Origin of the sequence: Kitasatospora sp. NPDC048545, from assembly GCF_040651155.1 — a bacterium.
Taxonomy (GTDB): domain Bacteria; phylum Actinomycetota; class Actinomycetes; order Streptomycetales; family Streptomycetaceae; genus Kitasatospora.
In genome coordinates, this window is sequence record NZ_JBEZIQ010000012.1 from 123,467 (window position 1) to 139,112 (window position 15,646).

Sequence of the window (15,646 nt, forward strand, 5' to 3'; positions counted from 1 at the left end):
GACCGGGTCGCCACGCCCACAGGGGGGACGCCGCATGACACAGGATCAGGCCGCCACCGCGACCGTCACGACCACCGAACCGATGGTGGCCGTGACCGACCTCCGGCGCAGCTTCGGCACCGGCGAGCGGACCGTGCACGCCCTGCGCGGCGTCTCCTTCACCGTCGGGCGCGGCGAACTCGCCGCACTCAAGGGCCGGTCCGGCTCCGGCAAGACCACCCTGCTCAACCTGGTCGGCGGCCTGGACTCGCCGACCGGCGGCAGCATCTCCCTCGACGGCATCGACCTCGCCGAGCTCGACGAGGACGGCCGGCTCGCCCTGCGGCGGGAGCGGATCGGCTTCGTCTTCCAGTCCTTCGGGCTGATCCCGATGCTCACGGCCGCCGAGAACGTCGGCGTGCCGATGCGGCTGCGCAAGGTCGCGGCCGCCGAGCGCGAGGAGCGTGCACACACCCTGCTCGCCCTGGTCGGGCTGGCCGACCACGCCAACCAGCGCCCCGGCGAGCTCTCCGGCGGCCAGCAGCAGCGCGTCGCCATCGCCCGCGCGCTGGCCAACGAGCCCGGCCTGATCATCGCCGACGAGCCCACCGGTCAGCTGGACTCGGAGACCGGCCGCTCGATCATGGAGCTGCTGCGCGCGGTGGTGCGCAGCGAGGGCGTCACCGTGCTGGTCGCCACCCACGACCCGACGCTGATGGGGCTCGCCGACCGCGTGATCGAGCTGCGCGACGGGCGGGTCATCGAGGAACAGTCGGCCGGGCAGGCCGCCTGACGGCAGCCGGCCGCGCGGTGGGTGGGCGTGGGGTGGGTGGGTGCGGGGACGCCGAGCGCCTCCCCGCACCCGCCCACCGGCACGTAACGGGCCTTCTGTCGGCGGAACTCCGGTGGCGGTGACCGCCACCGCGAAACGCGCACCGCGAAAGGTGCACCGCAAAAGGTGCACCGCGAGCCGCGCACCGCTGAACGTGCACCGCGCGCCGGGGGAAATCCGATCCGGGTTCCCCGCGGCGCGCGGTCAGCGCTTTCCCGATTCGGGAGAAACCGGCGGGGCTCCCGTCGGCACGGGAATTCGACGTCGGGAAGTGACGATCGAAATGTGACCCCACGTCCTTTCCGGCGATCCACGACGGCACCGATCTCGACCACCGCACCGGACCCCCATTGCCGGCGTTGCCGACGGCACCGGCCGGGGTCGGCGCGACGCGGAGCGGCCCGCCCCGGGAAGGTTCGCCGACGATTGTCCAGGCATTCCGGGGCGGTCCCGGAACCCGCCCCGGAAACACGACTGTGGTGGCCGGCGCAGCCGACCACCACAATCGTCATCTCATCCTTCGGACTCCCGGGGGGCGGGTCCTCAGACCGCCGGGAAGATCTCCGCGTCCGGCTTCAGCAGCTGGCCCGGCTTCGGCGCGGTGCCGTCCACCAGGTAGCGGGTGACCAGGTCGTTCAACGCCTTGCTGCGGCCGACGGCGCAGTGCTCGATGGAGTCGACGCTGACCAGCACCGCGTTGCCCAGCTCCTGCTGCATCTGCTGGGCGAACTTGTACTGGGTCGCCGGGTCGTAGAGGTTGCCGATGACCATCACGGTGTTGGAGGTCTTCTTGTTCCACGGGCCGGAGAAGCGCTCGGCGTCCCGGGCCGGGGCCGGCCAGCTCGCGCACGCGGGCGCGTCGAAGGCCTGGTAGCGGCCGAAGGTCGGCGACTCCTGCTCCCAGGTCTTGGCCACGTTCGCGAACACCCGGTCGTTCGACGGGTACGGCTTGTCCTGGCAGTTGACGCCCATGTAGGAGTCGTCGGCGGTGTACTCGGAGTCCGCCGGGGCCTCCCGCAGCGCCCGCGGCACGTTCACCGACAGGAGGTTGGCGTCCTCCTCCGCGACGTTCGCCTTCGGAGCCAGCAGGGTGGCGGCGTTCGGCTTCTGCAGCACCTGGTAGGTCGCCTGCAGCGACTTGGCCAGCGGAGCCAGCTTGGCCTGCGAGTACAGGGCGCTGGCGACCTCGCTGGTGAAGCTGCTCAGCGTCACCTTGGAGCCGTTCGGCAGCGTGATCGGGCTGGTCCGCAGGTGGTCGCGGAGCCCGTCGAACTTGGCCCGGGTGTCGCCCTCGCCGAAGGCGCAGCGCGGGGCGCCGGCCGCCTGGCAGCGCTTCAGGAACTCGTCCAGGGCGAGCTCGAAGCCGCCCGCGCGCTGGCGGTCGTACTCCAGGCCGTTGTGCAGGCGCAGGTTCGGGTCGACGTTGCCGTCGATGATGATCGCGCGGACCTTGTTCGGGTACATGTTGGCGTACGTCGAACCGATCAGGGTGCCGTAGGAGAAGCCGGCGAAGCTGAGCTGGGCGTCACCCACGGCGCGGCGCATCCGGTCGAGGTCGCGCACCACGTTGATCGTCGACATGTGCTCGATCAGCGGGCCCGCGTTCTTGCTGCACGCGTCCGTGTAGTCCTGGTCCGCGTCCAGCGTCTGGTTGACCTCGGCCTTGGTGACCGGGACGCCGACCATGCGGTTGTTGACCGCGTCGGCGTCCTCCTGGGTCTTGAAGCACTTGAGCGGGTTGCTCCGGGCCACACCGCGGGGGTCGAAGCCGATCAGGTCGAACTTGGACTGCACCTCGGGGCCGAAGCGGCTGGTCGTCGCCCACAGGTAGCCACTGCCGCCCGGGCCGCCCGGGTTGAGGAACAGCGAGCCGATCCGCTTCGACGGGTCGCTCGCCCGGCGCCGCATCATCGCGATGCCGACCTTCTCGCCCGACGGGTTGTCGTAGTCCAGCGGCACGGGGTAGACGGCGCAGTCGTAGATGCCCGGGTCCGGCTTGCTCGGGTCGGGGTTGCACGGGGCCCAGGCGACGGGGTCGACCTTCGCCTCGGCCAGGCCCGGGGCCCGGTCGATCGGCGCCGCCGAGGCGGCGACGGCGGAACCGGTGACAAGGGCGAGAGCGCAGGCGACTGCTCCGGCCGTCGTGGATATGCGGGACAAGGAACCTCCTCGGTACTGAAAAGGGCTGCCCCAGCCTGTCAGCCGGAGATCTCCGTGTGAAGACCTCGGGACCGCAGAATTGTCCGCACTCCATGCCGAAAACAACGGAATATTCTGTGAATGAACCGACTTGACGGTTCATTGACCTGACGGCCAATCATTAGCGGGTCGTTCTCACTCCCGCCCATCCCGGACTGACGCACCGTCGGCCGGGCTGCGGGCCGCCGACGCGACCCGCGGCCGGCGCCGCTGTTGCGCGATCGGCTTCGACAGGTCGTCCTCGGCGACCACCTGATGGACGGCGTTCAGGCACGGCGGGCCGACCAGGTCCTCGATCCGCTCGAAGCGGCGCTCCCCGACCGGAGCGAACCGCTCCATCCGGACCGCATCGACTCCGGCCCGTGGTCATCGACGCCGCCCTCGCCCACGTGGACGAACACGACCTCGCCGCGCTCTCCAGCCGCAAACTCGGCGCGGTGCTCGGCGTCGAGGGCATGACGCGCTACTACCACGCCCCCGGCAAGGCCGCCCTGCTCGACGGCAGGGTGGAACGCCTGCTGGAACTGTCCACCGGCGGCCTCTTCGCCGAACCCGACGGCCCCTGGACCGAAGTCGTCCGGGAGTTCGCCGTCGAACTGCGCCGGTTGCTGCTCGACCACCCGGCCATGCTCACCGTCCTGGCCACCCGCCCGGCGGCGGCCGGTCCCACGCGCCGGTCCCACGCGCGGCCCTACGCGTCGCTGTAGCCGTTGAGGTACTCGAAGCCGGCCTCCAGGGTGCCGACGAACGCCAGCGCCTCACGGCCGATACCGAGGGCGCCGAGCAGGGTGTCGAGCGCGGCCTCCCGGTCCTCCACCGAGCGGTCCAGGAAGACCGCCGTGTAGTCGGGAGTCCCGCCCGTGAAGCAGCTCAGCGCGACGGAGGTCCGGCCGATGCCGAACATGGCCACGTCCACGTAGCCGAGGTCCTCCCAGGTCCGTTCCACGACCAGCCGCAGGCGCGCCGCGAGCGCCTCCAGCGGGGGCTGCAGACCGGCGACCATGCGGTACGAACCGGCGGCGATCTCCCACGCGCTCTGCTGGAAGGCGGGGTTGCGCTTGCCGCCCTGGTAGGCCGGGGCCTCTTCCCAGTCCGCCTCGGGTCCCGGTACCTCGACGACCACGGCGGCGCCCTCCCGCGCCGGGCCCCTCCCGGCCGCTGCCGGGGGCAGCTTCGCCGCTTCGGACGCGACCGGTCAAGGACGCCGTCCGCGGGCCCGCCCGCCTCTCCCGGGCGCACTTGACGAGAGATCTGATTAGGCGCCATATTACTTCTCGTGACGCAGCACTCCGAGTTCGACCCCGGCGCACCCACCCTCGACCAGGCCCGCCGCCAGATCGCCCGCTACGGCCTCGCGGCCGACCCGCAGGCGGTCCTGGTCGCGGCCCGCCTGATGGCGGCGGGGGCCAGGATCGGACAGGCCGGCGAGGTGCACTTCGGCCGCTTCGGGCTCTCCACCGGCCGCTACCGACTGCTGGCCGACCTGGAGGACCACGGCGGCGAGAAGTCGCCGTCCCAGCTCGCGGCGAGCCTGGGCGTCTCCCGGGCGACCGTGACCGGCCTGGTCGACGGCCTGGAGCGGGAGGGTCTGGTGGCCCGCCGCCCGTCCACCGAGGACGGGCGCGGCAACGTGGTGATCCTGACCGCGCGCGGCGCCGACAGGCTGCGCGAGCTGGCACCCGAGCACTTCGCCCGGATGCAGGCGCTGGTCGGCGGCCTCTCCGTCGAGGAGCGCACCACCTTCCTCGACCTGCTGGCCCGGGTGGTCGCGGGCGTCGACGCGTTCACCGCAGACTGACCGCGGGGCCGTCCGCGACCCGACCTCGAACCTGGCACCCCCACCCCCACCGCCACACCCCACCGGGCGGGCCGCAGCCGGCCCGCCTTTCCTTCACCCCGATAGTTAGGCACCTAAGCACAAATACTTAGGCGCCTCACCAGAACCCCACCAGAACCACCGGAACCACCGGAACCACCGGAACCACCGGAACCACCGGAACCACCGGAACCACCGCAACCCGAACGTGAGGACAACCCCATGAGCAAGAAGGCCCCCGGCGCTCCGCCGCCGTTCGTCCTGTGGCGCGAGGTCCTGGTCGCCTACGTCATGCCCGCCGCGATGGCCGGCCTCGGCGGGGCGGTCACCCGGCAACACGAGCTGGTGGTCGCCGCACTCACCACCATCGGCGGCACCTCGGCCCTGGTGGCCGCCGCGCTCGGCGGCGTCCTGCGCGGGCGCCCCGTCCGCCCCCGGCCCGCCCGGACCCCGCGCGCCCTCGCGGCAGCCGTCCTCGGCCTGGTCGCCGCCGCCCTCGCCCTCGGCGTCGGCCTCGCCGCCGCGCACTGGCTCCCGCACCTCCCGGCCCTCGCCGACAGCCCCTGGCCGAAGCGGCTGCCGGTCGACCTGCCGGTCTCCGCCGCCATCGCCGCCACCATCACCACCTGGCACTGGCGCGCCAGCCGACGCACGCCCCGCGAACCGCAGCACCGACTCCACTCCGCACCGCAACCCGAAAGGCAGACGTCATGATCGTCATCATGGGCGCCGCCGGCGCCACCGGCGGCGCCACCCTGCGCAGCCTCGCCGCCCTCGGCGCCCCGAGCCGCGCGCTCAGCCGCGACCCCGGCCGGCTCGCCGCCTCACTGGACGGGCGGACCCTCGCCCGGACCGAGCCGTTCCGGGCCGACGCCGCCGATCCGGCGTCCCTCCGGGCGGCCTTCCGCGGCGCCCGCCAGCTCTTCCTCACCATGGCCAACAGCCCGGACCAGGTCCGGTACGAGCTGGCGGCGATCGACGCGGCGCTCGACTGCGGGGTGGAGCACGTCGTCAAGGTCTCCGCGCCCGCCGCCGAGCCGGACTCCCCCGTGGCCGTCTCCCGCGGCCACCACCTGATCGAGGAGCGCCTGCGGTCCTCCGGCGTCACCACCACCGTCCTGCGCCCGTACGCGTTCATGCAGAAGCTGCTGCTGCTGGCCCCCGGTATCGCCGCCGCCGGCGTGGTGCACGGCGCGACGGGGCAGGCCCGCTGCAACTACGTGGATGTCCGGGACGTCGGCGACCTCGCCGCCGACGTCCTCACCCGCCCGGAGCTGGCGGGCGGCACCTACCCGCTCACCGGCGGGCGGGCGTACAGCCACCCGGAGCTCACCGCGCTGCTGGGAGAGCTGCTCGGCCGGCCGGTCCGCTACGTCGACCTCGCCCCGACCAGGCTGCACGCCCATCTGGTCGAACGTGCCGGGATGCCGGACTGGCTCGCCGCCCACGTGGTGGAGATCCAGCAGCTCGCGGTGGTGCGCCGGGAGACGCCCGACGGCGCCTTCACCGACGCCACCGGTCGCAGCCCCCGTACCCTGGAAGCGTTCCTCCGGGAGCACCTGCACGCCTTCGGCTGACCGTCCCGACCCTCGTGGCGGGCCCGGGCCGACCGGGGCCGCAGGGCCGAAAGAGTGCCGGAAACGGCCGAAACACCGGGCCCGCCACCCGAAGGGAGCAGTATTCGCTGTGGTGTGGATCACGATCGGAAAATCCGGCCTGACGATCCGTCAATTCGACTGACTCGTCGTCACATCGGAGCAATACCGCCTCAGTTGCCGACTGACGGATCATCAGATTCGGCCGCCCCCGGCAGAGTTGGGCCGCGCAACGACCCACCCGCCGACGGATGACCGGAGCTACCATCGGTTGGGTTGTCCGCTCCGGCCCCGGAGTGGGGTCACCCGGTCCGGCGAGTGCTCCCACCGCCCCCAAGGGCCGGGCATCGGTCGGAACGGGGCGAGGACGAGGAGCGCACGGGCTGCCATGACAGCTGAACCGATCGAGCCGAACGAACCGAGCCGACCGCACCGGCCCGCCGCGCCGCCGCGCGCCCTGTTCCCGGGCCGCCCGGCCGCCGCACCGCGCACCCTGGTGGACCTCCTGGAGGCCACCGTGCGCGCCCACCCCGACGAGCCCGCCCTGGACGACGGCCGCACCGTGCTCGGCTACCGCGCGCTGGCGGCCGAGGTCGACCGGCTGCGCCGCCGGCTGGCCGCCGCCGGGATCGGCCCGGGCGACCGGGTCGGCGTGCGGGTGCCCTCCGGAACCAACGACCTGTACGTCTCGATCCTCGCCGTGCTCGCCGCCGGCGCCGCCTACGTCCCGGTGGACGCGGAGGACCCTGACGAACGCGCCGACCTGGTCTTCGGCGAGGCCGGGGTCGCCGGCGTGATCGGCGCCGGCCTCGTCCTCACCACCACGGCCGAGCGCGCTCCGGCCCCCGGGCACCGCCCCACCCCGGCCGACGACGCCTGGATCATCTTCACCTCCGGCTCCACCGGAAAGCCCAAGGGCGTCGCCGTCACCCACCGCAACGCCGCCGCCTTCGTGGACGCCGAGGCCGCGCTCTTCCTCCAGGACGAGCCGATCGGCCCGGGCGACCGGGTGATGGCCGGGCTGTCGGTGGCCTTCGACGCCTCCTGCGAGGAGATGTGGCTGGCCTGGCGGCACGGCGCCTGCCTGGTGCCCGTCCCCCGCGCCCAGGTCCGCAGCGGCGCCGACCTCGGGCCCTGGCTCGCCGAGCAGGAGATCACCGTGGTCTCCACCGTGCCGACCCTGGCCGCCCTGTGGCCCGCCGAGGCGCTCAACGAGGTGCGGCTGCTGATCTTCGGCGGCGAGGCCTGCCCGCCCGAGCTGGTGCAGCGCCTGGTCACCGAGGGCCGCGAGGTGTGGAACACCTACGGCCCGACCGAGGCCACCGTGGTCGCCTGCGCCGCCCTGCTGAGCGGTGAGGGCCCGGTGCGGATCGGCCTCCCGCTCGACGGCTGGGACCTCGCCGTGGTGGACGAGGCCGGCGCTCCGGTCGCCCCCGGCGGCACCGGCCAGCTGGTGATCGGCGGGGTCGGCCTGGCCCGCTACCTCGACCCGGAGAAGGACGCCGAGAAGTACGCGCCGCTGCCCTCGCTGGGCTGGGAGCGCGCCTACCGCAGCGGAGACCTCGTCCAGGCCGACCCGGCCGGCCTGCTCTTCCTCGGACGCACCGACGAGCAGATCAAGCTGGGCGGCCGCCGGATCGAGCTCGGCGAGGTCGACGCGGCACTGCAGGCCCTGCCCGGCGTGGCGGGCGCGGCCGCCGCCGTCCGGACCGCGCGCGGCGGCAACCAGCTGCTGGTCGGCTACCTGGTGGTCCAGGACGGCTTCGACCGCGAGCAGGCCGTCGAGCGGCTGCGCGCCGAGCTGCCCGCCGCCCTGGTCCCGCTGCTCACGACCGTGGAGACCCTGCCCACCCGCACCTCCGGCAAGGTCGACCGCAACGCCCTGCCCTGGCCACTGCCCGAGCTGGAGTCCGCCGGGCCGAGCGAGCAGCTGTACGGCACCGAGGCCTGGCTGGCCGAGCAGTGGTCCGAGATCCTCGGCATCACCGTCGGCGGCCCGCGCGACGACTTCTTCGCGATCGGCGGCGGCAGCCTGGCCGCCGCCCGGCTGACCACCCTGCTGCGCACCCGCTACCCGAGCGCGGCCGTCCTCGACATCTACCAGCACCCGACGCTGCGCAAGCTCGCCCGGCACCTGGAGCGCACCGCCGCCGACCGCACCGAAGCCCGCACCGTCACCCTGGTGCCGACCAGGGCCAAGCTGTTGCAGCTGCTCCTGCTGGTCCCGCTGTTCACCGTGGTCGGCCTACGCTGGACGGTCGCCCTGCTGGCCGCCGGCAACCTGCTCACCCACCTCGGGGACTACCCGTGGGCGCCCACCGCCTCCTGGTGGTGGGTCGGCGCGGGCGCCCTGGCGCTGTACACCCCGGCGGGCCGGCTGGCCGTCGCGGCGGGCGGCGCACGGCTGCTGCTGCGCGGCGTGCGCCCCGGCAGCCACCCGCGCGGCGGCGCCGTGCACCTGCGACTGTGGACCGCCGAACGGCTCGCCGAACTCAGCGGCGCGGACTCGCTGTCCGGCGCCTGGCTGGTGCGCTTCGCCCGCGCGCTGGGCTGCAAGGTCGCGCCCGAGGTGGACCTGCACTCGCTGCCGCCGGTCACCGGGATGCTGAAGCTGGGCCGCGGCTGCGCGGTCGAGGCCGAGGTGGACCTGTGCGGCTACTGGCTGGACGGCGACCGGCTGCTGATCGGCCAGGTCAAGGTCGGCTCCGGCGCCGTGGTCGGCACCCGCTCGACGCTGCTGCCCGGTGCCCGGATCGGCAAGCACGCCCAGGTGGTGGCCGGCTCCAGCGTCACCGGCCAGGTGCCGACCGGCCAGCGCTGGGGCGGCGCGCCCGCCGTCAAGCTGGGCCGCGCCGAGCGCACCTGGCCCAAGGACCGCCCGGTGCGCCGGGCCCGCTGGGCCTCGCTGTACGGGGCGAGCGGAGCCGTGCTCGGCCTGCTCCCGGCGCTGCCCGCCGTGGCCGCGCTCGCCGTGCTGTCCCGCTTCCAGCAGGGCGACGCCCTCGGCCCGGCGCTCGGCGGCGCACTGCTCGGCCTGCTGCCCGCGACCCTCGCGTACGGCGCGGTGTACGCGGCGCAGCTGCTGGTGCTGGTCCGGCTGCTGAGCATCGGCCTGGTGCCCGGAGTGCACCCGCTGCACGGCCGGGTCGGCTGGCAGGCGTGGACGGTCACCCAGCTGATGGACCGGGCCCGGGAGGTGCTGTTCCCCCTGTACGCCGGGCTGGTCACCCCGCTGTGGCTGCGGGCGCTGGGGATGCGGATCGGCCGCGGCGCCGAGGTGTCGACGGTGCTCGCGCTGCCCAGCCTGACCACCGTCGGAGACGGCGCGTTCCTGGCCGACGACACCCTGATCGCCCCGTACGAGCTGGGCGGCGGCTGGGTGCGGCTCGGCGAGGCGAAGGTCGGCGAGCGGGCGTTCCTCGGGAACTCGGGCATGACCGCGCCGGGCCGGTCGGTGCCCAAGCGCGGCCTGGTGGGCGTGCTGTCGGCGACGCCGGCGAAGGCGAAGAAGGGCAGCTCGTACCTGGGCATGCCGCCGGTGCGGCTGCCGCGCGCGGCGGACCGGGCCGACCAGAGCCTGACCTACGAGCCGCCGGCCCGGCTGCTGTGGGCGCGCGGGCTGGTCGAGCTGGCCCGGGTGGTGCCGGTGCTGGCCTCGGGCGCGCTGGGCCTGCTGACGGTGGCGGCGCTGTCCTGGCTGGCGGCCGGCTCGCCGCTGGCCGCCGCGCTGCTGTCGGGCCTGGTGCTGCTGGGCGCCGGTGCGGTGGCCTGCCTGGTCGCGGTGGCGGCGAAGTGGCTGCTGGTCGGGCGGTTCCGGGCGGTGGAGCACCCGCTGTGGAGCGGGTTCGTGTGGCGCAACGAGCTGGCGGACACCTTCGTGGAGATGCTGGCGGTGCCGTGGCTGGTCGGCGCGGTGCCGGGCACGCCGGTGCTGAACCTGTGGCTGCGGGCGCTCGGCGCCAAGGTCGGGAGCGGCGTCTGGTGCGAGAGCTACTGGCTGCCGGAGGCGGACCTGGTCACCCTCGGCGACGGGGTCAGCATCAACCGGGGCTGCGTCGTGCAGACCCACCTCTTCCACGACCGGATCATGCGGATGGATACTGTGGTCCTCCGCGAGGGCGCCACCCTGGGCCCGGGCGGCATCGTGCTGCCCGGCAGCACGGTGGGCGCGCGCAGCACGCTGGGCCCGGCCTCGCTGGTGATGCGCGCCGAGTCCGTCCCCGCCGACACGCGGTGGCTGGGCAACCCCATCGAGGCGTGGCAGACCACGTCGTGACCACCCCGTCGACCACCCGTCCCGGCCCGCAGGAAGCGCTCGTCCCCGTGAATTCCAAGCACGCCCCCGCGGCCGCCGGCGCCCCGGACCCGTACTTCCCGAACAGCGGCGACCACCGCTACCGGGTGCACCGCTACGAGCTGGCGCTGGACTACCGGCCCGGTCCCAACCGGCTGACCGGCTCGGCCCGGCTGAGCGCGGTGGCGGACGCGGTGCTGGCCGAGGTCGCGCTCGACCTGGCCGAGTTCCGGATCGGACGGGTCCTGGTCGACGGCCGGGTCGCCCGCTACACCCACCGCGGCGGCAAGCTGCGGATCCGCCCGGCGAAGCCGCTCGCGGCGGGCGCGGCGTTCACCGTCGAGGTGCACTACACCGGCAACCCGCGCCCGGTGCGCAGCCCGTGGGGCGGCCTGGGCTGGGAGGAGCTGACCGAGGGCGCGCTGGTGGCCAGCCAGCCGGTCGGCGCGCCGTCCTGGTTCCCGTGCAACGACCGGCCCGCCGACAAGGCGACCTACCAGATCGCCGTCACCACGCCGTCGCCGTTCACCGTGGTCGCGAGCGGCCGGCTGCTGACCCGCACGACCCGGGCGTCCAGCACCACCTGGGTGTACGAGCAGAGCGCGCCGACCTCCACGTACCTGGTGACGGTGTCCATCGGCCACTACCGGCCGGTGCCGCTGGCCGCCCGGCCGGCCGTGCCACAGACCGGGTACGTACCGGAGCGGCTGGTCACCGGGTTCGCCCGGGACTTCGCCCGGCAGCCCGAGATGACGGCCTACTTCGGCGAGGTCTTCGGGCCGTACCCGTTCGGCGAGTACGCGGTCGTCCTCGCCGACGAGGAACTGGACGTGCCGGTGGAGGCGCAGGGCCTCGCCACCTTCGGCGCCAACCACCTCGGCGGCGGCTGGGAGCGCGAGCGGCTGATCGCCCACGAGCTGGCCCACCAGTGGTTCGGCAACAGCGTGACGATCGCCGACTGGCGGCACATCTGGCTCAACGAGGGCTTCGCCAAGTACGCGGAGTGGCTCTGGTCCGAGCACACGGGCGGCCCTGCCGCGGCCACCCGTGCCACCGCCGCGCACACCCTGCTGGCCGGGCAGCCGCAGGACCTGGTCCTCGGCCACCCCGGCCGGAAGCTGATGTTCGACGACCGGCTGTACCAGCGCGGCGGTCTCGTCGTGCACGCCCTGCGGCGGGCCCTGGGCGACGACGCGTTCTTCGCGATGCTGCGGGACTGGACGGGCATCAACCGGCACGGTGTGGTCGACACCGCCGACCTTCGGGCGCACGCCTCCCGGTACACCTCCACGCCGCTCGGCCCGCTCTTCGAGGCCTGGCTGGAACGGCCGGAACTGCCGCCGCTGCCGGGCTGAGCGGCCGGACGAGCAGCCCGTCGGACGGCCGGAAAACCGGTCGGGGCCGGCGCCGGGCTGGGCTACTGTCCGTCACATGTCGATGAGTTCAGAAGCCCACATGACCGGCCTGCCCGACGAACTGCTGCCGACCACCCGCCGCGCCCTGCTGCACCTCCTCGCGGTCGCCCAGTCCGAGGGGCGCACTCCCTCGATGGTCGCCGGCGTGGTGCGCGGCGGGCGGCTGGTGTGGAGCGGCGCCCGCAGCATGGTCGACGGCCACGCGCCGACCCCGGACGTCCAGTACCGGATCGGCTCGCTCACCAAGACCTTCGTCGCCGTGCTGGTGCTGCGGCTGCGCGACGAGGGCCTGCTCGACCTCGCCGACCCGCTCGGCCGCCACCTGCCCGGCACCGCGGCCGACGGCGCGACGATCGCCCACCTGCTCTCGCACTCCTCGGGGCTCGCCGCCGAGACCCCCGGCCCGTGGTGGGAGCGGACCGAGGGCTCCCTGCGCCCCGCCCTCGACGACGTCCTGGAGACCGACCGGCCCGTCAAGCACCCGGCCGGACGCCGCCTCCACTACTCCAACCCCGGCTACGCGCTGCTCGGCGCGCTGGTGGAGAAGGTGCGCGGTGAGCACTGGGGCGAGGTGCTGCGCCGCGAGGTGCTGGCGCCGCTCGGCATGGACCGCACCACGCTGCTGCCCCAACACCCGCACGCCGGGGGCTTCGCCGTCCACCCGTGGGCCGACGTCATGCTGCCCGAGCCGCTCACCGACACCGGCCTGATGGGCCCGGCCGGCCAACTCTGGTCCACCGGCGCCGACCTGGCCCGCTGGGCGGCCTTCCTCGCCGTCGGCGACGACAAGGTGCTGCCCGCCGACACCCTCGCCGAGATGCGCCGCCCCGCCGTCGCCCCGGACGACGCCGGGTGGACCACCGCCTTCGGCCTCGGCCTGCAACTGCGCCGCCACGAGGGCCGGTTGCTGTACGGGCACACCGGCTCGATGCCCGGTTTCACGGCCGGCCTGTGGATCAGCGAGACCGACGGACTCGCCGCGTTCGCCCTCTCCAACGCCACCAGCGGCGGCAACGCCCCGCAGCTCGCCGCCGGATTGATCACCCTCACCGCCGACCACGAGCCCCCGCTGCCCGAGCCCTGGCGCCCGCTGCCCGAGGCCGACAAGGACCTGCTGGAGCTCACCGGCCCCTGGTACTGGGGCGCCGCGCCGAACACCCTGCGGCTACGGGCCGACCGCGTCCTGGAACTCTCCCCGCTCGCCTCGACCGGCCGCGGCTCGCGCTTCCGGCCCGAGCCGGACGGCACCTGGACCGGCCTCGACAACTACTACGCGGGCGAGACCCTGCGGGTGGTCCGCAAGGCCGACGGCACGGTCAGCCACCTCGACGTCGGCTCCTTCGTCTACACCCGGGAACCGTACGGTCCGGCCGACGCCGTCCCGGGCGGCGTCGGCCCGGAGGGCTGGCACTCCATGTGACCGGGGCTGCACCGGTGAACCGGGGTGACCGGGGTGACTCGGGTGACCGGGGTGAACCTGACCCGGTGAGTCCGGTGAGTCCGGTGACCGAGGTGACCGGTGGTGAGTCCGACGACCGGGGTGACCGGTGGTGAGTCCGACGGCGGGGGCGTACGGTGCAGCCGCACGCCCCCGTTGTCCACCCCCTGCGAACGAGCGCCCGACGCCCGGCAGGTGACCGGCAGGCCACGGGTGGTCCCATTCAACAGGTGCACATCTGCGCTCCGCCGCGCCGCAACGTGGATGCCAACCGGCTCGGAGAGACATACCGAGACCGGTTCGCGTCCATGCCCAAACCACCTGCGGACCGGGACGGTGCCCTGGCGATCCTCGGCACCGCCGATCGTGCTGCCCTGGAGGGTCCGCCATGACCACCGTCCCCACGTACGCTCCGTCCGCAGTCGCCCCCACCCACGACGCCCCGGCGGTCCCCGTCCCCCGCCACCGGCCCGCCCCGGCCGTCGTCCGCACGCCCGCCCCGGCCGCCTACACCGTCTCCCTCGCCCGCGACGAGGACGACGTGCGGGCCGCCCAGCGGCTGCGCCACCAGGTGTTCGCCGCCGAGCTCGGCGCCGTCCTGCACAGCCCGGTCGCGGGCCTGGACGTCGACCCGTTCGACGAGCACTGCGACCACCTCCTGGTCCGCGAGGGCGAGCACGGCGCCGTCGTCGGCACCTACCGGCTGCTGCGCCCCGAGGCCGCCCGCAGCGCCGGACGGCTCTACTCCGAGGGCGAGTTCGACCTCTCCGCCCTGACGCCGGTCCGCCCCGGCCTGGTCGAGCTGGGGCGCTCCTGCATCCACCCGGACCACCGGGGCAACGGCGCCGTCATCAACCTGATGTGGGGCGGCATCGCCCGCTACCTCGCCGACACCGGCAACACCTGGGTCGGCGGCTGCTGCTCGATCGGCCTGGAGGACGGCGGCGCCACCGCCGCCCGGGTCTGGGACACCGTCAGCGCCAAGCACCTGGCCCCCGCCGAGTACCGGGTCGCCCCGCGCCACCGCTGGGACGCCACCGGTGTGCCGCGCGCCGAGCGGGGCCCGCTGCCGGCGCTGCTCCGCGGCTACCTGCGGCTCGGCGCCTGGGTCTGCGGCGAGCCCGCGTACGACCCGGACTTCGACTGCGCCGACCTGTACGTGCTGCTCTCGCTGGAGCGCACCGACCCGCGCTACCTGCGGCACTTCCTCTCCGGGCTGCCCGGCCTGGGCTCCGCGTCGTGAGCGTCTGGCTGCCCACGGCGACCTGCCGGCCCGAGACCTGCCTCGCCGACCCCGCCCCGGAGGTCTCCCACCCCCGGCGGGCGCTGCGGCTGACGGCCTGCCTGGCGGCGGCGGTGGCCGGCGTCGTGCTCAGCCCGCCGGTCCGCCTGCTTCCGTACGGGGGGAGGGAGCGGCTGATCCGGCTCTGGGCGCGCGTCCTGCTGCGCACCCTCGGCGTGACCGTCCACCTCGCCGGGCCCGGCGCCCGGCCCTCCGGCGCGGGCGGCGGCGGTGTGCTCGTGGTGGCCAACCACGTGTCCTGGCTGGACATCCCGCTGCTCGCCGCCGGCCGGCCGGGCCGCTCACTGGCCAAGACCGAGGTCCGGCGGTGGCCGGTGCTCGGCCCGCTGGTCGCCTGGGGCGGCACCGTCTTCCTGGACCGCGACCGGCTGCGGACACTGCCCGACACCGTCGCGGAGGTCGCCGAGGAGCTGCGCTCCGGACACCCGGTGATCGTCTTCCCGGAGGGCTCGACCTGGTGCGGGCGGGAGAGCGGGCGGTTCCGCCCCGCGCTGTTCCAGGCCGCGGTGGAGGCCGGGGCCTTCGTCCAGCCGGTGACGATCCGCTACCGGCTGGCGGACGGGCGGCCGACCAGTGTCCCGGCCTTCGTCGGGGACGACGGCCTGCTCACCTCGCTCGCCCGGGTGGTCGCGGCGCGCGGGCTGGTCGCCGACGTGACGTTCCTGCCGCCGATCCCGCCGCCCGCCCCGCGGGCCACCCGGTCCGGCGCGCGGCGCGAACTGGCCCGCGCGGCGCAGGCGGCGGTCGAGGGCATCCGCTGACCGGCCGCCACCAC

General features: G+C 74.5%; 13 protein-coding genes. 10 read left to right on the forward strand and 3 right to left on the reverse strand.

What is annotated here, in order from left to right; genetic code table 11:
* Window positions 1–34: 34 nt before the first annotated feature.
* A complete protein-coding gene (locus tag AB0D10_RS14470) occupies window positions 35–772 on the forward strand; it encodes an ABC transporter ATP-binding protein (protein ID WP_360255522.1) in 738 nt (245 codons plus the stop codon).
* A gap of 582 nt (window positions 773–1,354) precedes the next feature.
* Here the strand turns inward: AB0D10_RS14470 and AB0D10_RS14475 are convergent.
* Together AB0D10_RS14475 and AB0D10_RS14480 are read right to left on the reverse strand one after the other, a co-directional pair.
* On the reverse strand, window positions 1,355–2,971 hold the full coding sequence (locus tag AB0D10_RS14475; protein WP_360255524.1) for an alpha/beta hydrolase: 1,617 nt from the start codon (window positions 2,969–2,971) through the stop codon (window positions 1,355–1,357).
* 174 nt (window positions 2,972–3,145) lie between these two features.
* Window positions 3,146–3,349 (reverse strand): hypothetical protein, encoded by a 204-nt coding sequence (locus tag AB0D10_RS14480; RefSeq protein ID WP_360255526.1) that lies wholly within the window; start codon window positions 3,347–3,349, stop codon window positions 3,146–3,148.
* A gap of 23 nt (window positions 3,350–3,372) precedes the next feature.
* Between AB0D10_RS14480 and AB0D10_RS14485 the strand changes: the two genes are divergently transcribed.
* Window positions 3,373–3,717: a hypothetical protein gene (locus AB0D10_RS14485; protein WP_360255529.1), complete on the forward strand. Its 345-nt coding sequence runs from the start codon at window positions 3,373–3,375 to the stop codon at window positions 3,715–3,717.
* Here AB0D10_RS14485 and AB0D10_RS14490 read toward each other — a convergent pair.
* Window positions 3,702–4,133 (reverse strand): hypothetical protein, encoded by a 432-nt coding sequence (locus AB0D10_RS14490; RefSeq protein WP_360255531.1) that lies wholly within the window; start codon window positions 4,131–4,133, stop codon window positions 3,702–3,704. The two genes, AB0D10_RS14485 and AB0D10_RS14490, sit on opposite strands and share 16 nt — an antisense overlap.
* Before the next feature lie 153 nt (window positions 4,134–4,286).
* Between AB0D10_RS14490 and AB0D10_RS14495 the strand changes: the two genes are divergently transcribed.
* From AB0D10_RS14495 to AB0D10_RS14530, 8 genes are all read left to right on the forward strand, one after another.
* Window positions 4,287–4,808 carry a MarR family transcriptional regulator gene (locus tag AB0D10_RS14495; protein ID WP_360255533.1) on the forward strand — a complete coding sequence of 174 codons (522 nt, stop codon included), beginning with the start codon at window positions 4,287–4,289 and terminating at the stop codon, window positions 4,806–4,808.
* A gap of 240 nt (window positions 4,809–5,048) precedes the next feature.
* Entirely contained in the window at window positions 5,049–5,540 is a 492-nt protein-coding gene (locus tag AB0D10_RS14500; RefSeq protein WP_360255535.1) for a hypothetical protein, read from the forward strand.
* On the forward strand, window positions 5,537–6,403 hold the full coding sequence (locus AB0D10_RS14505) for an NmrA family NAD(P)-binding protein (protein WP_360255536.1): 867 nt from the start codon (window positions 5,537–5,539) through the stop codon (window positions 6,401–6,403). The genes AB0D10_RS14500 and AB0D10_RS14505 overlap by 4 nt, the downstream gene beginning before the upstream one ends.
* Window positions 6,404–6,809: 406 nt before the next feature.
* Window positions 6,810–10,697 (forward strand): Pls/PosA family non-ribosomal peptide synthetase, encoded by a 3,888-nt coding sequence (locus AB0D10_RS14510; protein ID WP_360255538.1) that lies wholly within the window; start codon window positions 6,810–6,812, stop codon window positions 10,695–10,697.
* A gap of 47 nt (window positions 10,698–10,744) precedes the next feature.
* Window positions 10,745–12,070: a M1 family metallopeptidase gene (locus tag AB0D10_RS14515; RefSeq protein WP_360255678.1), complete on the forward strand. Its 1,326-nt coding sequence runs from the start codon at window positions 10,745–10,747 to the stop codon at window positions 12,068–12,070.
* A gap of 100 nt (window positions 12,071–12,170) precedes the next feature.
* Complete coding sequence (locus tag AB0D10_RS14520; RefSeq protein ID WP_360255680.1) at window positions 12,171–13,550, forward strand: serine hydrolase domain-containing protein; 1,380 nt, start codon at window positions 12,171–12,173, stop codon at window positions 13,548–13,550.
* A gap of 406 nt (window positions 13,551–13,956) precedes the next feature.
* Entirely contained in the window at window positions 13,957–14,811 is an 855-nt protein-coding gene (locus AB0D10_RS14525) for a GNAT family N-acyltransferase (protein WP_360255540.1), read from the forward strand.
* Window positions 14,808–15,632: a lysophospholipid acyltransferase family protein gene (locus AB0D10_RS14530; RefSeq protein WP_360255542.1), complete on the forward strand. Its 825-nt coding sequence runs from the start codon at window positions 14,808–14,810 to the stop codon at window positions 15,630–15,632. Before AB0D10_RS14525 ends, AB0D10_RS14530 begins: the two co-directional genes overlap by 4 nt.
* The last annotated feature ends 14 nt before the right edge of the window (window positions 15,633–15,646 follow it).